24 protein-coding genes, 3 tRNA genes and 2 pseudogenes are annotated in these 23,947 nt (G+C 71.7%); 11 read left to right on the plus strand and 18 right to left on the minus strand.

The window, feature by feature from the left end; translation table 11 throughout:
• The first annotated feature begins 27 nt into the window (after positions 1 to 27).
• On the plus strand, positions 28 to 282 hold the full coding sequence (locus HUT19_RS18725; protein ID WP_176181587.1) for a DUF3073 domain-containing protein: 255 nt from the start codon (positions 28 to 30) through the stop codon (positions 280 to 282).
• Between the two features lie 102 nt (positions 283 to 384).
• Here the strand turns inward: HUT19_RS18725 and purM are convergent, their stop codons facing one another.
• From purM to HUT19_RS18740, 3 genes are all read right to left on the minus strand, one after another.
• Positions 385 to 1,461 (minus strand): phosphoribosylformylglycinamidine cyclo-ligase, encoded by a 1,077-nt coding sequence (gene purM, locus HUT19_RS18730; RefSeq protein WP_176181588.1) that lies wholly within the window; start codon positions 1,459 to 1,461, stop codon positions 385 to 387.
• A gap of 44 nt (positions 1,462 to 1,505) precedes the next feature.
• On the minus strand, positions 1,506 to 3,065 hold the full coding sequence (gene purF / locus HUT19_RS18735) for an amidophosphoribosyltransferase (RefSeq protein ID WP_176181589.1): 1,560 nt from the start codon (positions 3,063 to 3,065) through the stop codon (positions 1,506 to 1,508).
• A gap of 193 nt (positions 3,066 to 3,258) precedes the next feature.
• The gene (locus tag HUT19_RS18740) at positions 3,259 to 4,053 is read right to left on the minus strand and encodes a maleylpyruvate isomerase family mycothiol-dependent enzyme (RefSeq protein WP_176181590.1); all 795 of its coding nucleotides are present in this window, start codon (positions 4,051 to 4,053) and stop codon (positions 3,259 to 3,261) included.
• Between the two features lie 103 nt (positions 4,054 to 4,156).
• On the opposite strand from HUT19_RS18740, the gene HUT19_RS18745 reads away from it, so the two are divergent.
• Complete coding sequence (locus tag HUT19_RS18745; RefSeq protein WP_176181591.1) at positions 4,157 to 4,561, plus strand: nuclear transport factor 2 family protein; 405 nt, start codon at positions 4,157 to 4,159, stop codon at positions 4,559 to 4,561.
• An 85-nt stretch (positions 4,562 to 4,646) separates the two neighbouring features.
• Here the strand turns inward: HUT19_RS18745 and purL are convergent, their stop codons facing one another.
• From purL to purS, 3 genes are read right to left on the minus strand one after another with little or no spacing between them, the layout of a single operon-like run.
• On the minus strand, positions 4,647 to 6,920 hold the full coding sequence (gene purL, locus HUT19_RS18750) for a phosphoribosylformylglycinamidine synthase subunit PurL (protein WP_176181592.1): 2,274 nt from the start codon (positions 6,918 to 6,920) through the stop codon (positions 4,647 to 4,649).
• Positions 6,917 to 7,597: a phosphoribosylformylglycinamidine synthase subunit PurQ gene (gene purQ, locus HUT19_RS18755; protein ID WP_176181593.1), complete on the minus strand. Its 681-nt coding sequence runs from the start codon at positions 7,595 to 7,597 to the stop codon at positions 6,917 to 6,919. Before purQ ends, purL begins: the two co-directional genes overlap by 4 nt.
• The gene (gene purS, locus HUT19_RS18760) at positions 7,594 to 7,881 is read right to left on the minus strand and encodes a phosphoribosylformylglycinamidine synthase subunit PurS (protein WP_176181594.1); all 288 of its coding nucleotides are present in this window, start codon (positions 7,879 to 7,881) and stop codon (positions 7,594 to 7,596) included. The genes purQ and purS overlap by 4 nt, the downstream gene beginning before the upstream one ends.
• Positions 7,882 to 8,196: 315 nt before the next feature.
• Between purS and HUT19_RS18765 the strand changes: the two genes are divergently transcribed.
• The 6 genes and pseudogenes from HUT19_RS18765 (at position 8,197) to HUT19_RS18790 (ending at position 9,652) form a co-directional block, all read left to right on the plus strand.
• Positions 8,197 to 8,514: an Lsr2 family protein gene (locus HUT19_RS18765; protein ID WP_176181595.1), complete on the plus strand. Its 318-nt coding sequence runs from the start codon at positions 8,197 to 8,199 to the stop codon at positions 8,512 to 8,514.
• Positions 8,515 to 8,617: 103 nt separating this feature from the next.
• Positions 8,618 to 8,689: transfer RNA gene (locus tag HUT19_RS18770), tRNA-Gly, on the plus strand.
• A 78-nt stretch (positions 8,690 to 8,767) separates the two neighbouring features.
• Positions 8,768 to 8,843: transfer RNA gene (locus HUT19_RS18775), tRNA-Gly, on the plus strand.
• 140 nt (positions 8,844 to 8,983) lie between these two features.
• A pseudogene (locus HUT19_RS44305) lies at positions 8,984 to 9,230 on the plus strand (ATP-binding cassette domain-containing protein); the annotation flags it as partial.
• A pseudogene (locus HUT19_RS44310) lies at positions 9,219 to 9,377 on the plus strand (DNA-binding response regulator); the annotation flags it as partial. The pseudogenes HUT19_RS44305 and HUT19_RS44310, both read left to right, overlap by 12 nt.
• A 202-nt stretch (positions 9,378 to 9,579) precedes the next feature.
• Positions 9,580 to 9,652: transfer RNA gene (locus tag HUT19_RS18790), tRNA-Gly, on the plus strand.
• 112 nt (positions 9,653 to 9,764) lie between these two features.
• Here the strand turns inward: HUT19_RS18790 and HUT19_RS18795 are convergent.
• From HUT19_RS18795 to HUT19_RS18830, 8 genes are all read right to left on the minus strand, one after another.
• Positions 9,765 to 10,685 carry a phosphoribosylaminoimidazolesuccinocarboxamide synthase gene (locus HUT19_RS18795; protein ID WP_176181596.1) on the minus strand — a complete coding sequence of 307 codons (921 nt, stop codon included), beginning with the start codon at positions 10,683 to 10,685 and terminating at the stop codon, positions 9,765 to 9,767.
• A gap of 98 nt (positions 10,686 to 10,783) precedes the next feature.
• Complete coding sequence (locus HUT19_RS18800) at positions 10,784 to 12,295, minus strand: N,N-dimethylformamidase beta subunit family domain-containing protein (protein WP_176181597.1); 1,512 nt, start codon at positions 12,293 to 12,295, stop codon at positions 10,784 to 10,786.
• Between the two features lie 291 nt (positions 12,296 to 12,586).
• The gene (locus HUT19_RS18805) at positions 12,587 to 14,503 is read right to left on the minus strand and encodes a hypothetical protein (protein ID WP_176181598.1); all 1,917 of its coding nucleotides are present in this window, start codon (positions 14,501 to 14,503) and stop codon (positions 12,587 to 12,589) included.
• A gap of 274 nt (positions 14,504 to 14,777) precedes the next feature.
• Entirely contained in the window at positions 14,778 to 16,046 is a 1,269-nt protein-coding gene (gene purD, locus HUT19_RS18810) for a phosphoribosylamine--glycine ligase (RefSeq protein WP_176181599.1), read from the minus strand.
• A gap of 101 nt (positions 16,047 to 16,147) precedes the next feature.
• Positions 16,148 to 16,399 (minus strand): type II toxin-antitoxin system RelE/ParE family toxin, encoded by a 252-nt coding sequence (locus tag HUT19_RS18815; RefSeq protein WP_176181600.1) that lies wholly within the window; start codon positions 16,397 to 16,399, stop codon positions 16,148 to 16,150.
• Positions 16,396 to 16,659: a type II toxin-antitoxin system prevent-host-death family antitoxin gene (locus HUT19_RS18820; RefSeq protein WP_176181601.1), complete on the minus strand. Its 264-nt coding sequence runs from the start codon at positions 16,657 to 16,659 to the stop codon at positions 16,396 to 16,398. The genes HUT19_RS18815 and HUT19_RS18820 overlap by 4 nt, the downstream gene beginning before the upstream one ends.
• Before the next feature lie 49 nt (positions 16,660 to 16,708).
• Positions 16,709 to 16,936 carry a DUF397 domain-containing protein gene (locus HUT19_RS18825; protein WP_176181602.1) on the minus strand — a complete coding sequence of 76 codons (228 nt, stop codon included), beginning with the start codon at positions 16,934 to 16,936 and terminating at the stop codon, positions 16,709 to 16,711.
• Entirely contained in the window at positions 16,933 to 17,802 is an 870-nt protein-coding gene (locus tag HUT19_RS18830) for a helix-turn-helix transcriptional regulator (protein WP_176181603.1), read from the minus strand. Before HUT19_RS18830 ends, HUT19_RS18825 begins: the two co-directional genes overlap by 4 nt.
• Positions 17,803 to 17,999: 197 nt before the next feature.
• Here HUT19_RS18830 and HUT19_RS18835 point away from each other — a divergent pair, with 197 nt between their 5' ends.
• The 3 genes from HUT19_RS18835 to HUT19_RS18845 all read left to right on the plus strand — a co-directional run bounded on the left by HUT19_RS18835 (position 18,000) and on the right by HUT19_RS18845 (position 19,562).
• Positions 18,000 to 18,386, plus strand: a complete 387-nt coding sequence (locus HUT19_RS18835; protein ID WP_254885644.1) for an ATP-binding protein — start codon at positions 18,000 to 18,002, stop codon at positions 18,384 to 18,386.
• On the plus strand, positions 18,383 to 18,682 hold the full coding sequence (locus tag HUT19_RS18840; RefSeq protein ID WP_176178455.1) for a hypothetical protein: 300 nt from the start codon (positions 18,383 to 18,385) through the stop codon (positions 18,680 to 18,682). The genes HUT19_RS18835 and HUT19_RS18840 overlap by 4 nt, the downstream gene beginning before the upstream one ends.
• 148 nt (positions 18,683 to 18,830) lie before the next feature.
• Positions 18,831 to 19,562, plus strand: a complete 732-nt coding sequence (locus HUT19_RS18845; protein WP_254885645.1) for an SLATT domain-containing protein — start codon at positions 18,831 to 18,833, stop codon at positions 19,560 to 19,562.
• Between the two features lie 48 nt (positions 19,563 to 19,610).
• On the opposite strand, the gene HUT19_RS18850 is transcribed toward HUT19_RS18845, so the two are convergent.
• The 4 genes from HUT19_RS18850 to HUT19_RS18865 form a co-directional block, all read right to left on the minus strand.
• Complete coding sequence (locus HUT19_RS18850; protein WP_176181605.1) at positions 19,611 to 20,261, minus strand: hypothetical protein; 651 nt, start codon at positions 20,259 to 20,261, stop codon at positions 19,611 to 19,613.
• Between the two features lie 104 nt (positions 20,262 to 20,365).
• Entirely contained in the window at positions 20,366 to 20,824 is a 459-nt protein-coding gene (locus HUT19_RS18855; RefSeq protein WP_176181606.1) for a hypothetical protein, read from the minus strand.
• A gap of 5 nt (positions 20,825 to 20,829) precedes the next feature.
• Positions 20,830 to 21,471, minus strand: a complete 642-nt coding sequence (locus tag HUT19_RS18860) for a SigE family RNA polymerase sigma factor (RefSeq protein WP_254885646.1) — start codon at positions 21,469 to 21,471, stop codon at positions 20,830 to 20,832.
• Complete coding sequence (locus HUT19_RS18865) at positions 21,468 to 23,933, minus strand: dolichyl-phosphate beta-glucosyltransferase (RefSeq protein WP_254886185.1); 2,466 nt, start codon at positions 23,931 to 23,933, stop codon at positions 21,468 to 21,470. The genes HUT19_RS18860 and HUT19_RS18865 overlap by 4 nt, the downstream gene beginning before the upstream one ends.
• Positions 23,934 to 23,947 lie beyond the last annotated feature (14 nt).

A 23,947-nucleotide genomic window follows, 5' to 3' on the forward strand; every position in this document is an offset into this window, starting at 1 on the left:
GAGCCCCGTCGTTGAGGGGGTCGAGCCATGGGGCGCGGCCGGGCCAAGGCCAAGCAGACGAAGGTCGCCCGCCAGCTGAAGTACAACAGCGGTGGGACTGACCTCTCACGCCTGGCCGAGGAGCTGGGCGCATCGACATCGAGCCAGCCGCCGAATGGCGAGCCGTTCGAGGACGATGAGCTGGACGACGACCCGTACGCACAGTACGCGGATCTGTACAACGACGATGAGGACGAGGACGACGAACAGTCCGATCCGTCCCCGCAGCGTCGCCGCGCCTGAACCACTGGTTCCAGGCGCCCGGCTTTTCGCCGCACCTCCGCCGGTCCGGGGCACCCGCCTCGGACCGGCCTCTGTGCTGCCCGCGCACCTCGCGGGGCGAGCTCAGCTCGCGTAGTCACCGGTCAGCGTCACCGCTTCGGTGTCCTCGGCCGTGCGGTCGAGGATCTCGCCGCTGACCCAGGCGTCCACCCCACGGTCCGCGAGTGTGGCGAGCGCCACATCCACCGACTCGGCGGGGATGACGGCCATCATGCCGACGCCCATGTTGAGGGTCTTCTCCAGCTCCGGCCGCTCGACCGAACCGGCCTCGCCCACCAGTCGGAACACCGGGCCGGGGGTCCAGGTCGAACGGTCGACCACCGCACGCAGCCGGTCCGGGATCACCCGGGCCAGGTTGCTGGCGAGCCCGCCGCCGGTGATGTGCGAGAAGGCGTGGACCTCGGTGGTGCGGGTCAGGGCCAGACAGTCCAGTGCGTAGATCCGGGTGGGCTCGAGCAGTTCCCCGCCCAGGGTCCGGCCGAGCTCCGGCACCTCGCGGTCCAGCGTCCAGCCGGCCTTGTCGAAGAGCACATGACGGACCAGCGAGTACCCGTTCGAGTGAAGTCCGGAGGATTCCATGGCGATCACCACGTCACCCGTTCGGATTCGATCCGCGCCCAGCACCCGGTCGGCCTCGACCACGCCCGTACCGGCACCGGCGACATCGAAGTCATCGGCGGCCAGCAGTCCCGGGTGCTCAGCGGTCTCGCCGCCCACCAGGGCGCAGCCGGCCAGCGCACAGCCCTCGGCGATGCCCTTGACGATGGCCGCGACCCGCTCGGGGTAGACCTTGCCGACGCAGATGTAGTCGGTCATGAACAGCGGCTCGGCGCCGCAGACGACGAGGTCGTCGACGACCATGCCGACCAGGTCGTGGCCGATGGTGTCGTAGACGCCCATACGGCGCGCGATGTCCACCTTGGTGCCCACGCCGTCGGTGGCGGAGGCGAGCAGCGGGCGCTCGTAGCGGGCCAGCGCGGAGGCGTCGAAGAGCCCGGCGAAACCGCCGAGACCGCCCACGACCTCGGGCCGGGACGCCTTCTTCACCCACTCCTTCATCAGCTCGACGGCGCGGTCGCCCGCCTCGATGTCGACGCCCGCGGCGGCGTAGGTGGACCCGAACTCGGACCGGGGTGTCATGGCGTTGAGCTCTTTCGTATCGGGGGGATGGCGGGCGGACGGTCCTACGGGCGGCGGAGCGCGTCGGCGCCGCCGACCCCGGCGGTCAGCGTCCGCACACCGTCGGCGTCACCGCTGCTGGGGGTCTGTGTCTCGGTCTCCAGCAGGTGCTTGCCGAGCAGCTCGGGATCCGGCAGATCCATCGGGTACTCGCCGTCGAAGCAGGCGCGGCACAGGTTCGGCTTGGCGATGGTGGTCGCCTCGATCATGCCGTCGATGGAGATGTACGCCAGCGAGTCGGCGCCCAGCGACTTGCCGATCTCCTCGACCGACAGCCCGTTGGCGATCAGCTCGGCACGGGTGGCGAAGTCGATGCCGAAGAAGCACGGCCACTTGATGGGCGGGGACGAGATGCGGATGTGCACCTCGGCGGCCCCGGCCTCGCGCAGCATCCGTACCAGGGCGCGCTGGGTGTTGCCGCGGACGATCGAGTCGTCGACGACCACCAGGCGCTTGCCGCGGATGACTTCCTTGAGGGGGTTCAGCTTGAGGCGGATGCCGAGCTGGCGGATGGTCTGCGAGGGCTGGATGAAGGTCCGGCCCACATAGCTGTTCTTGACCAGCCCGGAGCCGTACGGAATGCCGCTGGCCTCGGCGTAGCCGACGGCGGCGGGGGTGCCGGACTCGGGCGTCGCTATGACCAGGTCGGCGTCGGCCGGGGCCTCGGCGGCGAGCTTGCGGCCCATCTCGACCCGGGAGAGGTAGACGTTCCGCCCGGCGATGTCGGTGTCGGGGCGGGCCAGGTAGACGTACTCGAAGACACAGCCCTTGGGGCGGGCGGCGGCGAAGGTGGTGGAGCGCAGCCCGTTCTCGTCGATGGCGACCATCTCACCGGGCTCGATCTCCCGGATGAAGGAGGCGCCGACGATGTCCAGCGCGGCGCTCTCGGACGCCACCACCCAGCCGCGCTCCAGGCGGCCGAGGACCAGCGGGCGGACGCCCTGCGGGTCGCGGGCGGCGTAGAGCGTCTGCTCGTCCATGAAGACGAGGCTGAAAGCGCCCTTGACCCGGGGGAGGACGAGGGGGGCGGCCTGCTCGACGGTCAGCGGCTTGCCGTCCTCGTCGGTCTGGCCCGCGAGGAGGGCCGTGACGAGGTCGGTGTCGTTGGTCGCCGCGACCTGGGTGGCCCGGCCGCCGTCCCGGGGCAGGGCCGCGACCATCTCAGCCAGCTCGGCCGTGTTGACCAGGTTGCCGTTGTGGCCGAGCGCGATGGAGCCGTGGGCGGTCGCCCGGAAGGTCGGCTGCGCGTTCTCCCACACCGAGGCTCCGGTGGTGGAGTAGCGGGCGTGGCCCACCGCGATATGGCCCAGCAGGGAGCTGAGGGAGGTCTCGTCGAAGACCTGGGAGACCAGGCCCATGTCCTTGAAGACGAGGATCTGGGAGCCGTTGCTCACCGCGATGCCCGCGGACTCCTGTCCGCGGTGCTGCAGCGCATACAGCCCGAAATAGGTGAGTTTGGCGACCTCTTCACCCGGGGCCCAGACTCCGAAAACGCCGCAGGCGTCCTGGGGGCCTTTCTCACCGGGGAGCAGGTCGTGGCTGAGTCGTCCGTCACCACGTGGCACGGCATCGAGTCTAGGACAGTTCCCGAGCACGTCCGAACGAGGGACCGGCCCCGCGGCATATGTCACATCTGCCGCACCCGCCCGCGGGACCTCCGACCCCGGTCCCACCAGGGGACGAGGGGCGGAGGACGGGGGCGAGTGGGGCATGGGTCACATCTGCCGCGAACCCTCCCGGGGCCCGGCCGCGGGGAGCCTACGCCAGAACCGGGAGGTGGGCGGCGAGGTCGGCGCGCTCTCCGCCCGCCGACACCTCGGCGGCCTCCAGCGCCTCGGCCCAGCCGGTACGGCCGGTGGCCAGCCGCACCCAGGTGAGCGGGTCGGTCTCCACGACGTTCGGCGGGGTGCCACGGGTGTGCCGGGGCCCCTCGACGCACTGGACGACCGCGTACGGCGGGATCCGGACCTCGACCGATCCGCCGGGCGCCTTCGCCGCGAGGGCGTCGGCCAGCATGCGGACGGCGGCGGCCATCGCCTGGCGGTCGTACGGGACCGGGGTGCCGGTGGCGGCCGCCAGGTCGTCGGAGTGGACGACCAGCTCCACACAGCGGGTCACCAGGTAGTCGTCCAGCCGCATGGCGCCCAACGGCACCGCCAGCAGCCGGTCCCCCGGCGCCACGGCGGCCACCTCGGCGAACCGGCCCTCCGCGCGCTCCAGCAGCGCCCGCGGGTCCGCTCCGTCCGCCGCCGCGCGGGTGCGCTCGTCGACCGCTCCGGCGAACGAGGCGACCGCGGCCGCGTAGTCGTTCACCCCGGCCTCCTGGGCGGGTGGCGCGGGCGTCTCCAGCAGCCGGGCGACCGAGTCCACGGTCGCCGCCACATGCGTCAGCAGCTCGCGGACGGTCCAGTCACCGAGCCGGGTGGGGGCGCCCAGCCGCTCGTCGTCCAGCTCCGCCACCGCCTGGCGCACATGGCGCAGCTGCGCGGTCGCGGCGGCGCGGATCACGGCGGAGTCGTAGGTGCGGGCGCGGGCACGGGCACGAGGCGGCATGCCGCCGAGCCTATCGAGCGCCGTGGACAGCCCGGCGGGTCCGGCAGACGATGGAAGGGAACGGAAGAAACGGACTCTATCCGCAAGAAAGGTGTGAATCACCATGGGCGAGCATCCGGACTGTGCCCTGGTGCGCAAGGCGTTCGACACGTTCACCCGGGGCGACCTGAACACCCTGTCCACGATGATGACCACGGACGTCGTCCACCACGTGCCCGGCAGTAACCCGCTGTCCGGCACCCACAAGGGCGTGGAGGACGTCCTCCGGCTGTACCGCGACTGGGGCCGGGCGGACGGCAGCAGCAAGGGAATCGAGCCCGAGTTGCTGACGGCCGACGGCCAAGGGCATGTGATCTTCGGTTACCGCTACACCGCGCGGAAGGCTGACGGAAGCCGCAGCTTCGCCATGAAGGGCGCTCAGTACATCACCGTCCTCGGGGGAAAGATCTCCGACATGGAGGAGTGCGTCGAGGACCTCGACGCTTTCGACGCGTACTGGCTGGGCTGACCGGCCGGACGTACGGCCCCGTCCTCCCCTGCCCTGCGGAGGACGGGGCCGTACCAGGCGGTTACGGGCCCCGCGACGGGATCCGTCAGACCAGCAGACCCGGGATCGTCGCCTCGTACGCGTCCCTGAGCTCGGCCAGCGGGAGCGAGAACTGCCCCTGGACGTCGATCGCGTCGCCGTCCACCACGCCGATCCGTACCGCCGGAAGCCCGCGGGCGCCGCACATGTCGTTGAAACGGACCTCCTCGCTGCGCGGCACCGAGACGACCGCCCGGCCCGCGGACTCCGAGAAGAGCAGCACGAACGGGTCGGTCCCGGCGGGGACCACGATCCGGGCGCCCTTGCCGCCGCGCAGACACGACTCGGCCAGCGCCTGGATCAGACCGCCATCGGAGAGGTCGTGCGCCGCGTCCACCATGCCGTCGCGCGAGGCCGAGATCAGGATCTCGGCGAGCAGCCGCTCACGCTCCAGGTCCACCCTGGGCGGCAGCCCGCCGAGATGGTCGTGGATCACCTGCGACCAGGCCGAACCGCCGAGCTCCTCCGCGGTGTCGCCGAGGAGGTAGAGCAGCTGGCCCTCCTCCGCGAACGCGATCGGGGTACGGCGCGTCACGTCGTCGATCACACCGAGGACGGCCACCACCGGGGTCGGGTGGATGGCCACCTCGCCGGTCTGGTTGTACAGCGAGACATTGCCGCCGGTCACCGGGGTGCCCAGGGTCTGGCAGCCGTCCGCGAGACCGCGGGTGGCCTCCGCGAACTGCCACATGACCGCGGGGTCCTCCGGCGAGCCGAAGTTCAGGCAGTTGGAGATCGCCAGCGGCTTGGCGCCGGACGCGGCCACATTGCGGTACGACTCGGCGAGCGCGAGCTGTGCGCCGGTGTACGGGTCCAGCTTGGCGTAGCGGCCGTTGCCGTCCGTGGCGACGGCGACACCGAGCCCGGTCTCCTCGTCCACCCGGACCATGCCGGAGTCCTCGGGCTGGGCCAGCACCGTGTTGCCCTGGACGAAGCGGTCGTACTGGTCGGTGACCCAGGACTTGGACGCCTGGTTGGGCGAGGAGATCACCCGGAGCACCTGCGCACGCAGCTCCTCGCCGGTCGCCGGGCGCGGCAGCTTGGCCGCGTCGTCGGCCTGGAGCGCGTCCTGCCACTCGGGACGGGCGTAGGGGCGCTCGTAGACCGGGCCCTCGTGGGCGACGGTGCGCGGCGGGACGTCGACGATCTGCTCGCCGTGCCAGTAGATCTCCAGCCGCTCGCCCTCGGTGACCTCACCGATCACGGTGGCGATGACGTCCCACTTCTCGCAGATCTCCAGGAAGCGGTCCGCCTTCTCCGGCTTCACGATCGCGCACATGCGCTCCTGCGACTCGCTCATCAGGATCTCCTCGGGGGAGAGCGAGGAGTCACGCAGCGGCACGGTGTCCAGCTCGACCCGCATCCCGCCGGAACCGGCCGAGGCCAGCTCACTGGTGGCGCAGGAGAGCCCGGCGCCGCCGAGGTCCTGGATGCCCTCGACCAGGTTCTCCTTGAAGATCTCCAGGGTGCACTCGATGAGCAGCTTCTCCTGGAAGGGGTCACCGACCTGGACCGCGGGGCGCTTGGCGGGCTTGCTGCCCGCGGCGCCTGCCGCTGATGGATCCGTGAAGGTCTCCGAGGCCAGCACGGAGACGCCGCCGATGCCGTCGCCGCCGGTGCGGGCGCCGTAGAGGATGACCTTGTTGCCGGTGCCGGACGCCTTGGCCAGGTGGATGTCCTCGTGCTTCATCACACCCACGCACAACGCGTTGACCAGCGGGTTGCCCTGGTAGCAGGGGTCGAAGACGACCTCGCCGCCGATATTGGGCAGACCCAGGCAGTTGCCGTAGCCGCCGATGCCCGCGACCACACCGGGCAGCACCCGCTTGGTGTCGGGGTGGTCGGCGGCGCCGAAGCGCAGCGGGTCCATGACGGCGACCGGGCGGGCGCCCATGGCGAGGATGTCGCGGACGATGCCGCCGACGCCGGTGGCCGCGCCCTGGTAGGGCTCGATGTACGAGGGGTGGTTGTGCGACTCGACCTTGAAAGTGACCGCGTAGCCCTGGCCGACGTCGACCACACCCGCGTTCTCGCCGATGCCGACGAGCAGCGCGTCGTTCTCCGGGGCCTTCTCGCCGAACTGCTTCAGATGGACCTTGCTGCTCTTGTACGAGCAGTGCTCGGACCACATGACGGAGTACATGGCGAGCTCGGCGCCGGTGGGACGGCGGCCGAGGATGGCGCGGATGCGCTCGTACTCGTCCTGCTTGAGGCCGAGCTCGGCCCAGGGCTGCTCGGCGTCCGGGGTCTGCGCCGCGTGCTTGGTGGTGTCGAGGGTCATGCGCTGACCAGCCTCTTGAGGATCGAGGTGAAGAAACCGAGACCGTCGGTGCGACCGGTGCCGATCAGCGGCTCGACGGCGTGCTCGGGGTGGGGCATCAGGCCGACGACATTGCCCGCGGCATTGGAGATGCCGGCGATGTCGCGCAGGGAGCCGTTGGGGTTCATCTCCTGATAGCGGAAGACGACCCGGCCCTCTGCCTCGAGTTCATCGAGGACCCGCTCATCGGCGACATAGCGGCCGTCGATGTTCTTCAGCGGGATGTTGATCTCCTGGTCCTGCTCGTAGGCGCTGGTCCAGGCGGTCTCCGCGTTTTCCACTCGCAACTTCTGGTCGCGGCAGATGAAGTGCAGATGGTTGTTCCGCAGCATCGCGCCCGGCAGCAGATGGGTCTCGGTGAGAACCTGGAAGCCATTGCAGATGCCAAGGACGGGCATACCGGCCTTCGCCTGGTCGATGACCGACGCCATTACCGGCGAGAAGCGGGAGATCGCTCCGGCACGGAGATAGTCGCCATAGGAGAAGCCGCCCGGCAGGATCACCGCGTCGACCTGCTGCAGATCCTTGTCGCGGTGCCACAGCGGCACCGCCTCCAGACCCGCGGCGCGGACCGCGCGCTGGGTGTCGCGGTCGTCGAGCGTGCCGGGGAAGGTGATGACTCCGACGCGTGCGGTCACGACTCCGCCTTCACGGCGGCAGCGGTGTCGGCACCGTCGCCGACCTCGACCTTCACGGAGAAGTCCTCGATCACGGTGTTCGCGAGGAAGGTCCCGGCGATCTCATGGATACGGGCGAGGGCGGCGTCGTCGACCGGGCCCTCCACCTCGAGTTCAAAGCGCTTGCCCTGACGGACGTCGGCGATCCCCTCGAATCCGAGGCGGGGCAGTGCTCGCTGCACCGCCTGGCCCTGGGGGTCGAGGATCTCCGGCTTGAGCATGACGTCGACTACGACGCGTGCCACTGGCACTCCCGGTGGTGTGGTGCTGGTGCGTAAGGCGGTGGCCCAAGCCTACCCCGAGGAAAAATCTACGCGAGTAGATAGCGCGAACCAGGGAACCCTTCGGTCACGTTTAAGCATCGTCACGGGCAACAGCTGCGGAAAGAACCAGGGAAAACGTATGGTCCCCATTGCGACATGACACGCGGACAGAATTACCGGGGCTTCACAATGCATTGTCGTCCGCTGTACAAATGAAAAAGCATTGTTCGCTTACAACTGGACAGCTGTCGTCTTTGCACGTCAACGCAACGATGCAGCCCGAAAGGACCGATATCCGTGGCGCAGCGCGTAGTAGTCACGCTCTCTGATGACATCGAGGGAGGGGATGCCGAGGAGACGGTCGCGTTCGGGCTGGACGGCAGGTCGTACGAGATCGACCTCAACGCAGGCAACGCGGAGAAACTGCGCGATGTTCTCGCCCCATACGTCGAGGCCGGCCGCAAGCGCTCCCGTTCCGGGAAGACCTACCGCCGCACCTCCGTCGCCCCGGACCCGGCCGCGGTGCGCGCCTGGGCACGGTCGCACGGCATGGAGGTGCCGCCGCGGGGCCGGATCCCCAAGAAGGTCTACGAGGCGTTCAACGAGGCGGGCTGACCGACCCGTTCGGCCGAGTTGCACAGCACCCCGGGTGATCCGCTAGAGTCTGGAGCACGCCGAGGGGCCGAGCCGGAAGGCAAAACCCCGAGGACAACACCATGCGGGTGTAGCTCAGTAGTAGAGCGCCCCCTTTCCAAGGGGGAGGCGCAGTGTGCGATCCCTGTCACCCGCTCTCATCGTTCACCGATCCACTCCGGTGGATCAGGTAGAGTGATGCACGCGCCGATCGGTGAAAGCCGGTCGGAGGCATGCGGACGTGGCTCAGTTGGTAGAGCATCACCTTGCCAAGGTGAGGGTCGCGAGTTCGAATCTCGTCGTCCGCTCCATTCAGGTCAGGCCCCGGTCGAATCGACCGGGGCCTGAGCCGTTTTCAGCGGGCGGCCGCCGTACGCCCGATGACATATGTCATCGCGGCCCGTGACAGCTCGCACGGTCCGCGGCCCCGGGGCGGTGGAAGCCTGGAGCCATGCATAGCGGTGACAGCGCGTTCAAGGCGAGAGGACTGCGGCGGAGGTACGGCCCCGCCGGGGCCCAGGGCTTCGACGCGGTACGGGGAGTCTCCTTCGAGGTGGCCCGGGGCCGAGCTGTTCGCCCTGCTGGGTACGAACGGCGCGGGCACGACCTCCACCGTCGAGCTGCTGGAGGGGCTGGCCGCCCCGACCGGCGGCGAGGTGCGGGTGCCCGGCCACGACCCCTACCGGGACCTGGCGGCGGACGGGGCGTCGATCGCGGACATCGCGCGGCGGGCCGCGCTCTCCCGGGGGACGGTGCGCAACTACCTCGCGTCGGCCGTCATGAAGCCCTCCGCGGAGAACGGTCACGCGGCGGCGCAGATGGCACGGGAGCGCGGCTGGCTGTAACTCTGGAGGCGTTCGCATACGGAAGGAGGTGACAGCCATGACGTCGTCATCCGTGATCATCTGGGTCGTCGCCATCGTGATCGTGGCGGCCATCGCGCTGAACGTGTCCAAGAACAAGAAATGAGCACGTCGGAGGCGAGGTAGTTCCCTCGCCGGGGGTTTGGTTATAGTAGAGGCGCGCCGTACGGCATGTGCGGCGCCTGCGGACGTAGCTCAGTTGGTAGAGCGCAACCTTGCCAAGGTTGAGGTCGCGAGTTCGAGCCTCGTCGTCCGCTCCGTGAGAAGGGGCCCCGGTCGTATCGACCGGGGCCCCTTCTGTGTGGTGCGCCACACTCTCCGATCGCGCTGCCCGGGTGGTGAGCGGGCAACGCGATCGGCGTCACGCCGCTACGACCAGCGGTTGCCGGTCAGCCGCTCGTACGCCTCGAGGTACTTCGCCCGCGTACGCTCCACGACCTCGTCCGGCAGCGGGGGCGGCGGCTGCTCGCCGTGGCGGTCCCAGCCGGAGGCCGGGGAGGACAGCCAGTCGCGGACGAACTGCTTGTCGAAGGACGGCTGGGGGCGGCCGGGCTGCCAGGAGTCGACGGGCCAGAAGCGGGAGGAGTCCGGGGTCAGCACCTCGTCGGCGAGGACCGGCTCGGCGCCCGCCGCGCCCAGCGTCGCCGGTGCGTAGCCGAACTCGAACTTGGTGTCGGCCAGGATGATGCCCCGCTCGCGGGCGATGTCGCGGGCGCGGGCGTAGATCGCGAGGGTGGCCTGGCGCAGCTGGGCGGCGGGCTCGGCACCGATCCGGTGGGCCACCTCCTCGTACGCCACGTTCTCGTCGTGCTCGCCGACCTCGGCCTTGGTGGCCGGGGTGAAGATCGGGGCGGGTAGTTCGGAGCCGTCGGTCAGCCCCTCGGGGAGGGCGAGTCCGCAGACCGTACGGGTCTCGCGGTACTCGGCCAGGCCGGATCCGGTCAGATAGCCGCGCGCGACGCATTCGACCGGGGCCATCTCCAGCGACCGGCAGATAAGGGTGCGGCCCTCCCAGTCGGCGGGGGCCCCGGCGGGCAGCTCGGTGGAGAGCACGTGGTTGGGGGCCAGGTCGGCCAGCAGATCGAACCACCAGAGGGAGAGCTGGGTGAGCACCCGCCCCTTGTCGGGGATCTCGGTCGGCAGCACCCAGTCGTAGGCGGAGATGCGGTCGCTGGCGACCATCACCAGATCGCCCCGCTCGTTCCGGTAGAGGTCGCGCACCTTGCCGGTGTGCAGGTGCTCAAGGCCCGGGACCTCCACCGGATCGGGCTTCTCGACGAATCCGGACACGCTTCCTCCTGGTGGTTTTGTCCAAGCCACCTCGATTCTGCCGCACGTCACGGCCGTGTCCGGACCCGGCCCACCCCCGCGCGCCCGTTCGCACCCGTTCACACCCGCTTGCAGATGCGGTCCAGCAGATTGGCCGTGGCGCGCTGCACCCGCTCGTCCCGGTGGCCCGGCCGGTCCAGCGCCGGTGACCAGGCGAACGTGCCGGAGGCGAAGACCAGGGCGCCGCTGGGGGACCGGTAGAGGGAGGTCTCCTGGTGCCGGGTGGCCCCCTCGGTGTCCTGGTACGGGGAGTGGGCCAGCAGGATCCGGCCGTCGTGCTCGGGCAGCGAGGTGCGCGGGAAGTAGCGGTCGGCCTCGCCCGCGACCAGACCGGGCAGTTCGTCGCCCTCCACGGCGCCGGTGGCCTCCCACAGCCAGTGGTCCGCGTTGCGCACGATCATCGGACGCGGTTCCGGCACCCGGCCCGCGTACTGGATGCCGATCAGCTGCTGTTCGGGCGCCGCTTCGCGCCACAGCGCGGAGCGGCCGGGGCCGCGGCGCTTGCGGCAGGTCAGCAGGCGGTCCGGACCGGAGGGCGAGGGGGCCAGCTCGACCTGCCAGTACATGGTGTTGGCGGAGAGGAAGACCAGCGAGGTGCCGCTGTCGCGGGCCAGTTCGACGGTGCGGCGCAGCGGCGCCGACCAGTACTCGTCATGGCCGGGGAAGACCAGTCCGCGGTAACGGGTGGGGTCGACGCCGCCCGCGTGCAGATCGCGGGTCTCGGCGTAGGCGAGGTCGTAGCCGTAACGCTCCGCCCAGCGGATGAAGTCGTAGGCGTGGCCCACGTGGAGCGGAAGACCCGCGCCCGCGTACGGCCGGTCGAAGGAGACCGTGACCGCGGCCTCCGACTCGCCCAGCAGCCGCCCCCGCTCGTCCCAGGCGTGGTAGAGGCTGGCGCCGGTGCGGCCGTCCTCCGGATAGAGGTTGTACGCCTGCCAGGTGAAGTCCGGGAGGACCAGCAGCAGATCGGCGGGGTGGGTGTCGCGGACGGTGAAGGGGATGTGGCTGCGGTAGCCGTCGGCGGTGGTGAGCACCGCGACATAGGCGCCCAGCTTCCAGTACGAGGGGATCTGGAGCCGCCAGGACAGCCACCAGTGGTGGCAGGAGACGGTGCGGTCGGCGGTGAGCGGGGCGGGCTGGACGATGCCGGACAGCCGCGGACTGGTGGTGATCTTCGAGGCGCCGTCGCCGCCGTAGTGGCCGATCCGGTAGATGTCCACGCTGAACTGCTGGGGCGGGTCGACCGTGATGCGGAAGTCGATGGCCTCACCGGGGGCCGCGGCGGAGGCCGAGGTGAAGCCCTTGATCTGCCGGTGGACATCATCGGCGGTCCGGGGGCCGGGGACCCGGGCGGGGCGGCGGTCACGGGTCCGCAGCGCGGTCCGGTCGATCGCCCGGTCGATGGCGCCGGGGGTGTGGACGTGGTCCACGTACCACGGGACCACCTGGCCGGTGTCGTCGAAGTAGTTCTCGCTGCCACGCAGCCAGGGCAGCGGACCCTGGCCGAAAGGATCCGTCACCGCGTGGGCCAGTGCGCCCGACTCCCAGCGCCGGATCTGGTCCGTCCCCATCCCCTGCTCCCCTCCCTGCGTACCCCGGCGGCGGCTCGCCTCGCTGCCCTCGCGCACCGTGCCCTCGCGGTCCGGCCTTGTGGGCCGGGCTGTGCGGCCGGTCGGTGGACCGGGCCTGTGGGCCGGTCCGCTGGGCCGGGTGACAGCGACCGGTCCCAGCACATCACATTACGCACCCATCCCGTCACCCATAGTCGCTAATTTGCTGGAACGAGAATCGAACGGACGGCGGGGTACGGAACGCGTGCCCAACCGGGACAGCGGCCCTGACCGGTCACAGGCACTCGCCGGTCACACCAGGCGCACCGGTTTCTCCGGGCGCACCCCCACCTCACCCAGCCAGACGCGCAGCGGCTCGGCGTCCCCGTCCTCGACCAGGCTCAGCACCGGATGCGCCAGATCCGCGCGGCGCCGTCCGCCCACCAGCAGCGCGGGCCCGTCCAGCCAGTCCAGGCCCGGGCTGGCGCCCGCGGTGTCGACCGCGGCACAGCAGACCATCGCGGTGACATGGTCGGTGAGCAGCTCACGGCCGGTGCGGGGCGGCTGGAGCGGGAACAGCGGGGCGAACCCGTCGATCCACGGATCGCCGCCGCCCGCTCCGGCGCCCTCCCCCGCCGTACGGGCCAGATGCGCCCGGCTCGCCTCCTGCTGGACCGCCTCCTCCCGGGCCAGCTCCACACTGAGCCGGGCCGCGAGCTCCGGGCCGCTGTCCGCCGTGCGCTCCCGCGCGCCCGGCCCGGCCCCCTGGCCGTCGCCGGTGGTGAGGCGCTCGATGACCCGGGCGAGCGTGGGCGGGACGGGCGGGCCCGCGGGCCCCGGTGGGGTGCCCGGTGTCCCGGACCGCTCGTCCAGGACCCGGTGCAGCCGGGCGGCCTCCAGCCGCCACTTGCGGTCGACGACCTCCTCCGGGTACTTCCCCCAGTCCACCGGGGACCAGTCGGGGCCCGGCTCCGGCGGTCCGCCGTGGAAGAGACGGGCAGCGAGCAGCGAGGTGGCCTCGTCGATCAGCCCCGGCTCCTCCAGCAGATCGCAGGCGGGCCGCTCGCTCAGCCGGGAGGCGAACCCCTCGGCCAGCCGGTCCCGGCGGGAGAGCTCGGTGAGGGCGGAGACCACGCCCGCGTCCAGCCTGGAGGGCCAGCGGCCCATCCGCCAGGCGGGCAGGGCGACCCGGGTGAGCAGCCGGTCCCAGCCCGCGTAGGCCAGCCCCACCTGCTCCTGGGCGACGATCCGCAGACCGTAGTCGACCGCCTGGGCGCGCTCGGAGGCGGCCGCGGCGACCGCGCGCTCCATCTGGGCGGCGTGGTCCCGGCAGCCGCGCAGCAGCAGCCGGGCGACCCAGCCGACGAAGGCGAACGCGGGACGGCGCACCGCCCGGCCGAGCGCCGCCGCGGCGGCGGGCGCGGACCCCGGCCGCGGGCCGCGGCCGGGCCCCGAGCCGTACGGAGCGGCGGACGCGGTGTCGCCGCCGCGGGTGGCGACGGCCACTGCGGCGTCCAGGCCCCGGACGAAGCGCCGGGCGGCGGCTATGTCGGGGTGGACGGACGGGCCGGTGCCCGCCACCACGGGCGCGAGCAGCGCCCGCAGCTCGGCGACGCGCATCCACCACAGGAACGGCGAGCCGATGACCAGCACCGGGGCCTGCGGGGCGCGGTGCTCACGGCGGTCCGTGAGCCGGTCGTCACCCGCCGGGCCCGGTGCCCCGGGCAGGCCGTCCGTCTGCGGTGCGGACCGGGTCCCGTCGGCCGAGAGGGCGCCGCGGTCCCGCCGCCCCCGGCGGGAGGCGTAGGCGGGATGCGTACGGTCCTCCAGCCAGCTGTCGCAGTCCGGGGTGAGCGCTATCGCCGAGGGCGCCGGCACCTCCAGGCGCTCGGCCAGATCGCGGACCAGCCGGTACAGATCGGGGGCGGTCTCCTCGGCGATGGGCACCGTGGGGGTGAACGCGGGCTTGGCCCGGACGATCACGGCGGCCACCGCCGCCGCCAGCAGCAGGACCAGCAGGGCGCCGCCGACCACGGTCCAGCGCAGCGCGGTCCAGCCCTCGTCGTGCGAACCGCCGATGCGGCCCATGGCGCTGCCGGCCAGCAGCACGACGGCCGCGGCCGCCGGGAGGAGCGCGACCGCCAGCGCGGTGCTCCGGATCCGCAGTACCGCGAGGGCACGGGCGCGTGCCGCCAGTGCACCTGCTTCGGGACCTGCCACGGTTCTCATCACCCCCTACGGTCCAGCCGGTTTGTGAACGGCGGACGACGGCGGCGTTGTCTTCAACCCCCACTTTCGCACTGGCCGTCGGCATCGCAATGCCGGTGGGCCAGTTGCCGCACCTCGCCTGAGCGGCACATTAGTTGGGGGCCGGGCGTGCGTCAGCAGGATGGGGAACCGCTCACCCAATGGAATGGCCTTGGGCAAAACCGGGAACCCCGCGATTGCGAATTCGATCCCGCTGTGCCGCCCCGTGGCGAGGGCCGTGCGAAGCGTCGCGCGCTCAGCCGGAGCCGGTGTCCGACGCCGCCCGCGCGGCGATGTCGGTGCGGTGGTGGGAGCCCTCGAGACCGATCCGGCCCACCGCCCGGTACGCCCGCTCCCGCGCGGTGACCAGGTCGGGTCCGGTCGCGGTGACGGACAGCACCCGGCCGCCCGCGCTCACCACGGCGCCGGAGGCGGCGTCCCGCTTGGTGCCCGCGTGCAGCACATACGCCGCGGGGGCGTCCTGCTCCGCGATGTCCGCCAGTCCGGTGATCGGGTCACCCGTGCGCGGCGTATCCGGGTAGTTGTGGGAGGCCACGACGACCGTCACGGCCGCGTCGTCGCTCCAGCGCAGCGGGGGCTCGGCGGCCAGACGGCCGGTGGCGGCGGCCAGCAGCACCCTGGCCAACGGAGTCTTCAGCCGGGCCAGGACGACCTGGGTCTCGGGGTCGCCGAAGCGCGCGTTGAACTCGATCACGCGCACCCCGCGCGAGGTGATCGCCAGACCCGCGTACAGCAGCCCGGAGAACGGCGTGCCACGGCGGCGCAGCTCGTCCACGGTGGGCTGGAGCACGGTGGTCATGACCTCGTCCACCAGCTTGGGGTCGGCCCAGGGCAGCGGGGAGTACGCACCCATGCCGCCGGTGTTCGGGCCCTCGTCGCCGTCGTGGGCGCGCTTGAAGTCCTGGGCGGGCTGGAGCGGGACGACGGTCTCCCCGTCGGTGATCGCGAAGAGGGAGACCTCGGGGCCGTCGAGGAACTCCTCGATCACCACGCGGTCGCAGGCCAGAGCGTGTGCACGAGCGGTCTCGACATCGCCGGTCACCACGACGCCCTTGCCCGCGGCCAAACCGTCGTCCTTGACGACATAAGGGGCGCCGAAGGCGTCGAGGGCCTCGTCGACCTCGGCGGCGGTGGTGCAGACGTAGGAGCGGGCGGTGGGGACGGCCGCGGACGCCATCACGTCCTTGGCGAACGCCTTGGAGCCCTCCAGCAGCGCGGCCTCGCCGGACGGCCCGAAGGCCGGGATGCCGCGCTCGCGCACGGCGTCGGCCACCCCCGCGACCAGCGGGGCCTCGGGGCCGATGACCACCAGGTCCGCCGCCAGCGCGGTGGCGAGGTCGGCGACGGCACCGCCGTCGAGGGCGTCGACGGCGTGCAGCTCGGCGACCTCGGCGATGCCGGCGTTGCCGGGGGCGCAGTGCAGTGCGGTGACGTCGGGGTCGAGAGAGAGTGCGCGGCACAGGGCATGTTCGCGGGCGCCGCCGCCGATGACGAGGACCTTCACGGTATGCACCCTACGGCCTGGGCGGTGTGTGGCTGCCCTTCGGGGCAGCCGTTCCCGGCTCGGATCAGCACGTCAGCCCCTCCCGGCGCCCTCGCAGCCGGTCAGCCGCCGGCACGGCCGACGTGTTCGATGTGGAGGGCGTGAGCGTCCGGGTCGACACGGTAGAGGATGCGCCAGGGGCCGTGGCGAAGACGACGGTGCTCGGTGCCCCATGGATGGGACCCTTCAGGCCGGTGGTTCTCGGCCAGTTGGTCGGTGGCACGCAGAAGGGCGTCGACACCCTGGGGGTCATCTTTGAGATAACCGGCTGCGGCGTTGAGGGCTGCGGGTTCCCACGTAACCCGCCAGGTCACACGTCCCTCCCGGCAGCATCGAGGAGTGCGCGGCGGGCTTCGTCGTGGGGGATGGGGGTCTCGCTGCGGCCCAGAGCACGATCGCGCTCGATGCGGGTGAGCGCGAGGGCATCCTCAAGGTCTTCGAGCTCGGCCGGTGAGATGAGGACCGCTGTGGGGACACCACGGTCGGTCAGGGTGATGTGCTCGTGCTGGGCGGCTCGGCGAGCGAGGTCGCCAAGCCGCCCCCGCGCTTCCGCGATGGGATATGTAGCCGACATGAATCTAGTGTACACCTACATACACCTCTGCACACGGCTCCTCGGCGGTCTACAGCTCGCCGGACAGTACGCCCTTGCGGAAGGCGTCCCACTCGGCGGCCGTGTAGCGGAGCGCCGGGAAGTCGGGGTTCTTGGAGTCGCGGAGGGCGACGCCGCCGCCGGGGAGATCGGTGATCTCCACACATTGGTTGCCACCATTGCTGAATCGGGATTTGCGCCACCGCGCCCCGCTCAGGTCTATGGCATAGAGGTCGTCCTTGCGGTCCGTGGTGCTCACGTTGTGTTCCTCTCCAGCAGATGCGTGATGGTCTCCCGAGAATCATCCACAGAGAGCGCCGCCGCGACGATACGTTCGAACGCCATCTCGAAGAGCTTCGCGTCCTCGGCACCCTCCACGAAGTAGCCGCCCTGGATGTTCTCGATGTTGACCACGGTGGGCCAGGGTTGCGGGAAGCGCACCACTTCGAAGAGCCCGAGCATCCCGGGGTGTGGGGTCGAGTTCAGCGGCATGATCTGAATGGTGATGCTGGGCAGATCCGCCATGTCGAGCAGATGCCGAAGCTGCTCACGCATGAGCGACGGGTACGAGACGAAGCGCTGATGCAGCGCGGCCTCATGGATGACGGCCCACAGCTTCATCGGTTTGTCCGGTCGGGTGAGGATGGCCTGCCGCATTTTGCGGACCTCCGCGAGGGCCATCACCTCTTCCGTCGTGTGGGTCATGGCGAGCGCCGCGATGATCTCTCGTGCGTACGCACCGGTCTGGAGCAGACCGGGAATCAAGCCTGACGCGTAGATGTGCGTGCTCTCGGCGTCGGACTCCAGTGTCAGGTAGTCCTTGTACGACAGGCCGACGACATCGCCGTACGCCCGCCACCAGCCCTGCTTTCCGGCGTCCCGGGCCAGGTCGATCAGCGCGGTCACGATCTCGGGATCCGTCACGCCGTACAGCTTCAGCAGCTTCCCGATGTACTGCGGAGGCATCCGCGCCTTGGCGTTCTCGATACGGGACAGCTTGCTCTCGTCCCAGCCCATCGCCTCGGTGGCCCGGTCCAGGCTCATCCCGGCCTCGCGGCGGTAGGTGCGCAGCGCCTCACCGAGGCGGCGCCTGCGCAGAGTTGGCTGCGCGCGGACATTTGGCATGGTGCTTATTTCCCCTCCATGGTGCGCCTGACGGCGACTCGGGTGCAGTTTGGCATTGCCCCGGTATTCAAGTCGATGGAACGCATGTTCTTCTTTATGCGAATTGTGGTTTCAACCTTGCTGATTAAGCTCTGACCAGGGCATTCTGCGGCAACGAAACACGAGCACTCTTTGCCGCCGGAGCCCCTATGTCCGCGATGGGCACATACAGCAAGACCCTCCCCTGCGCACCCGAATCGGCCCGCCGGGCCCGGCTCTTGGCGCGAGCCGCCTGCGACACCTGGCAGTTGGCCGAGCTGGCCGACCAGGCGGCGCTGGTGATCTCGGAGTTGATGGGCAACGCCGTGGAGCACAGCGGCAGCCGATTAGTGCGGGTGACCGTCTCCCGCCCCGAGCCCTGCCGGGTACGGCTGACCGTGCTGGACAAGTCCCGCACCAGGCCCACGCAGCGCACCGCCTCCCCCGACGATGAGCACGGACGCGGTCTGGCGATCGTCGAGGCCGTATCCGACCGCTGGGGAGCGGATCCGCTCCGCTGGGGCAAGCGGGTCTGGGCCGAACTGTGCACGAAGGACGACCAGTGACGCGCCGCGGACTCGGCCGCGCCTGGGGCCTGGTGGATCGACGCGCCATAGACTGCCGCCTTCTCACGGCGTGCCTCAGCGAGGTGGTCAGCCTCTGCTTCCTGCTGGGCGGGCCGCTGTCGGTGACCGCCGTCTCGCTGTGGGAGCTGCGGCGGTTGTGGGACCGGTTCGGGGTCACCGTCCGCGGCCGAGCCGGGTCCGGCGGGGTCCGGATGCGGGGGTTGCGGGGGCCGCCGGGCACCGAGCGCGGCGTGGTGAGGGGCGGCGCCAGGGGTCGGGGGCACTCTTTCGGGTGAGGGGGTCGGGGTGCCTATATCCGATGTGCCACCACTAATGGGCGGAAATCCCGTCATCCCGTCCGCGTGGCCAGCCGTTCGGCGGTAGGAATGGTGGCCGCGCATCAGCCGCGCGCCAGAGATACGCCGCCGCAGAGGGAGTGCACGGGTGAGTCAGCCGGAGATGCAGCCCGAGGGGCTCCCTCGGCAGGAGGGTGCGAGGAAGCAGGGGGACCTGCTCGGTCGGCCCTTCCCGCACGGCGACTGGGGCGAGCCCGCCGAGCGCCTCGACGAGGTGTACCAGTGGGTCGAGGAGGGCGCGCTGCGGGTGGCCGAGTGGTATCTCGCCGACCGGCTGTGGAAGCGGCGGACCGCGCAGGGTTTGCGGGTGGGGGCCGCGGCCGGGGCGGTGGTGGGGGCGGCGCTGCCGCTGCTGGATCTGACCGGGGTACTCGACCGCGGTGCCGGATGGGGTGCGTTCGCGCTGCTGCTGGCCGTCGCCTGCGTCGGCGCCGACCGGTTCTTCGGGCTGACCTCGGGCTGGATGCGGGACATGGCCACGGCGCAGGCCGTGCAGCGGCGGCTGGAGGTGTTGCAGTTCGACTGGGCGTCGGAGAGCGTACGGGAGGTGCTGGGCCCGACCGAGGGCACCGCGAGCGAGGCCGTGGAGCGATGCCTCTCGGTGCTGCGGCGGTTCTGCGAGGACGTGTCCGAGCTGGTGCGGACCGAGACCTCGGGCTGGATGGTGGACTTCGGCTCCGGTTCGGCGCCGCTGTTCAGCCAGTCGCTGGTGGGCCAGGGCTCCCGCCCGGACAGCGGGAGCCCCACCAGTCGCTTTCCGCTGCCGCCCAGCACCCGGCCCAATATGCCGCGGCAGCGGCCTCCCGAGCCGCCCCGGTGAGCGGCCTGTGGAGGACAGGACCTACAGGAGCTACGGGACCTACGGGACCTAACTGAACACGATCATCGAGCCCTGCCCCAGACTGCGGGTCGCCGCCGCGTGCAGCCCCAGCCACACATGGCGTTCCCGGGCGAACGGGCCGTCCTCGTACGGGACCGGGACGGCCGGTTCCTCCAGGCTGGTGGGCCGGGACGGGGGCGCCGGGGCGGGCGGGGGGTTGGACGCGTCGATGCCCAGCGCCGGGGCGACCGCCTCCAGTTCGCGCAGCAGCCCGTGGCTGGAGCCCAGCGGACCGCCGCCCTCGAGGAGTTCGTCGTTGGACAGCGGGCTCTGGAAATCGACGGGGACATAGGCACCCGCGTGGTCGTAGTGCCACACCAGATGCGACTGCTGGGCGGTGGACTCGAACATCTCCAGCAACTGCTCGTAGTCGCCGCCGAGTTCGTCGACCGGCGTCACCGCGAGTCCGCACAGTTGCAGCATGTGGGCGCGGCGCAGGAAGTGCAGCGCGTCGTAGTCGAAGCCCGCGACCGGGGCGACATCCCCCGACAGACCCGGCATATAGCCGAAGACGGGCACGGGCGGCAGACCGGCTTCACCGAGTGCCTTGTCGTACGCGGCGATCTCCTCGGCGAAGGGATTGTCGGGGCTGTGGCACAACACATCGACGAGCGGGACCAGCCAGAGGTCACATGCCACGCGATCTCTCTCTCGTATCCGTACGGTCGGTGGTCGGCCCAGCGTAGTGCCCCGCGTACGCCGCGCGAAGAGTGCTGTCCACCGGGCCCCGGGCAGGCCCGGCCTCAGCCCGTACCGGAGGGGGAGTTGGTGTCGGAGGGGTCCGGGCTGTCGGTAGGGCCGGACGATGGGGAGCCGCTGGAGCCGCTCGGGGTGTCCGTCGGCGTCGGCTCGGTGGACGATTCGGACGGCGACGCCGTGGGTGACTCGTCCGGCGAGCCGCTCGGGCTTCCGCTCGCGTCGCGCCGGTCCGATGTCGCCGCGCCGGTGCCCGGCACCCGGTTCGCGGGCGGTGTGCCGCTGCCGCCCGGCAGGGTGCGTACGGCCAGGGCGAACACCACCGCCACCAGCACCACCGCGAGCGCCGCCACCGCCGGCACCGCCACCCGGCGGATGCGCATCCGGCGCCGCCCCTGCCGTACGGCACCGGCCACATCGACGCCGGGCGCACCGGCCCCCGGTTCGAGGCCGCGCAGCGGGGCGAGCAGCCGGTCGGCCTCCCGCTCCAACTCGTCGTCACGCATGGCCGCTACTCCTTCCCCTTCCCCGAGGCCGTCTTCCCCGAAGCCGTCTTCCCCGCAGTGGTCTTCCCCGCGGTCGTCACGGACGAGGGCAGCTGACCGCCGAGCTGAGCCCGCAGCCGGACGAGGCCGCGCGCGGACTGGCTCTTCACGGTGCCCTCCGAACAGCCGAGGATCCCGGCCACCTCCGCCACCGGCAGATCGCACAGGAACCGCAGGACCAGCACCGCCCGCTGCCGCGCCGGGATCCGGGAGAGCGCGGTGTGCACGACCGTACGCGTCTCGATGTCCGGTCCCCCGATGGCGGGCGGCAGCCCCGGGGTCTCGTGCGGCGCCCCGGACAGCCGTACCCGCGCCCAGCCGAGCCGCTGCTCGTTGAGGAAGCAGCGCATCAGCATGGTGTGCACATAGCGGTCCGTGTCCGTGGCGGCGCGGGCCCGCCGCCAGTGCACGAACAGCTTGGTGAGCGTGGTCTGCACGACGTCGTCGGCGCGGTGCGGGTCCCTGCACAGCAGATGGGCGATCCGGCGGAGCGCGGGCAGCCTCGCGGAGACGTACGCGGTGTACGTCTCCTCCAGCTCCGCGTCGGCCCCGGTCCGCGGCCCGGACCACCCGGCCGCGGACCCGGGCCCAGGTTCGCTCCCGCTCACGTTCCCCCGCTCACCCCCTCCCCGGACCGGCCCGGGACCGTCCAGACCCAGACACCCCCGATCCACCGGCCCGGCCGCCCCAACAGCCGTTCCACACAGACACGCAGCGCCCCGTCGGCCGGTTGCGGGGCGAGCACGACCGCGCCCGCGCGCCAGTGGCGCAGGTCCTCCGCCGCGGCGCGGCGCTCGGCGGGGCCGACCTCCGGCACGGCCCCGGTCCGCTCCACCCAGCTCAGGAGGGCGGAGGTGTAGCGGGGCACCGGACCGTAGATCCCGGTCCGGTGCGGTCCGTAGGGGCCGTTGAAGTAGCCGCCGGCCAGCGGGAAGCGGAGGCCGGCGGTGGTCTGCCAGTGCAGGGGCTCCGCGTGCGCGGGGTCCGGCACCGGGACGGGGACGAGGGTGCGGCCCTCGGGGAGGTAACGCCGCCAGAGGCCGTCGGCGACGAACGAGGGCACGGTGGCCCGGTCGGTGGTGGTCAGCGGGGTGGGCACAACCGGCAGGAGGGCGGCGGCGATCGCCGCCCACCCGGCGATCCGCAGCGCACGGTCCCGGCTCCCGTCCGCCAGCCGGTCGACGGCGAGGGCCAGCAGAATGCCGAGCGCGGGCACCGCGGCCATCGCCACCCGCGACTCGATGACCGATTCCAGCAGCGGCAGCCTGGCGAGCGGCCACCACGGCCCGGGCCAGGTCCAGTCCGTCCCCGGCACCGGGAACGAACGCCCCAGGGACAGCGCCACCGTCGCGAAGGCCGTCCACGCCAGCGCCCGGACCCGCGGCTCCCGCCACAGCCACACCACCACCACGGCGGTGAGGGCCAGCAGCGGCCAGCCGAAGAAGGCGTTCTGTTCGGTGCGGCCCCGTGCCAGCCCGTCCGCGGTGGCAGGATCGCCGCCGAGCGAGCGGCCCGCGAACTCCACCAGCGCGCCCGGTGGATTGCCCGCCGGGCCGTGCAGCACGCTCGCGTAGGACTGGGCGCCGAAGAACTGCCGGTACAGCGGATAGGCGAGCAGCACCAGCGCGACGCCACCGGCGACGGCGGACCCGCGCAGCAGCGGACCGCGGACGGCGCGGGCCACGCCGGGGCGTACGACCGCGTAGCCCACGGCGAAGAACAGCAGCCCGAGGGCGGCCAGCAGCAGCGCCTCCTCGCCCAGGAACACCTGGTAGGTGAGGAAGAGACCGAGGATCACCCCGTCGCGCACGGTGCGGCCGCCCGGTTCGCACAGCCGCAGCAGCCGGTCCACGATCAGCGGCATCATGAACAGCACCGCGAAGTTGGGGTGGGCGTTGGCGTGGGAGACCATCGCCGGGGCGAACGCGCACAGCCCACCGCCGAGCGCCGCGGCCCGGCGGGACGTCACAAAGCGCCGCAGCAGCAGCCAGTACCAGGCGGCGGCGGTCGCGGCGAGTCCGGCGGTCAGCACCAGCGCCCAGGTCATGGCCGGGCCGAACACGGCGGTGACGGGCGCGAGCGGCACGGAGAGTCCGAGCATGGTGGTGTTCGCCATGAGGTTCACACCGGACGGGGCGTTCTGGAGCGTGGTGAAGAACGGATCGCGCAGCGCGAAGACGTTGTCGGCGGTGACCGCGAAGAACCACTCCCACTGGTTCTGGTCCTGTCCGCCGTCGATGAGGTAGCGGTGGCGGGGATCGCGCCACAGCCCGTGGAAGAGCACCACGGAGACCAGCAGATAGCCGAGCACCACGGCCCGGTCGGCGGCCCGGATCCGCTCCAGCGCCCCCGCCGCCCGCAACCGCACCAGCTCCCGCAGCACCCGGGCGTAGTCCAGCGCGCCGACCTTGGAGCCGGGCTGGTGGGCCCAGCGGACGGGCACCTCGGCGACCGGCCAGCGCGCGCCGTGGAACATCCGCAGGATCTCCACATCGATGCACCAGCCGTCGAGCCGGGACCGCCCGAAGGCCGCGCGCGCCCGGTCGCCGTCGAAGAGCTTGAAACCGCACTGGGTGTCGCGGACCCCGGGCACCGCCACCGCCCGGATGACCCGGTTGCCCGCCTCGCCGAGCAGTTGCCGCAGGGGGTGGCGGCGCACCGCCGGGCCGGACTCCGGGTGGTGGGCGCGGGAGCCGATGGCGGCGGCGTAGCCCTCGTCGAGCCGGTCGTGCAGCCCGGCCAGTTCCTCGATGGGGGTGGCCAGATCGGCGTCGGTCACCAGCACCCGGCGGCCGCGCGAGGCGAGCACACCCAGCCGTACGGCGTGGCCCTTGCCGTGGTTGCGGGCGAAGGGGGCCGCGGGGGCGGTGCCCGGTGGCGGGCCCAGCAGTCGGATCCGGGGTTCGGCGGCCGCGGCCTCGCGGACCGTGTCGGCCGTGGTGTCCGTGGAGCCGTCGTCGACGACGATGACCTCCCAGCCCGCGTGACGGCCGGGCGAGGACCGCAGATAGCGGCAGATCGCGTCGAGGGTCCGGGGCAGCCGGTGCTCCTCGTTGTACGCGGGCACCACAACCGTCAGTTCGA

The organism is Streptomyces sp. NA02950, from assembly GCF_013364155.1.
In the GTDB taxonomy this organism is placed as follows: Bacteria; Actinomycetota; Actinomycetes; order Streptomycetales; family Streptomycetaceae; genus Streptomyces.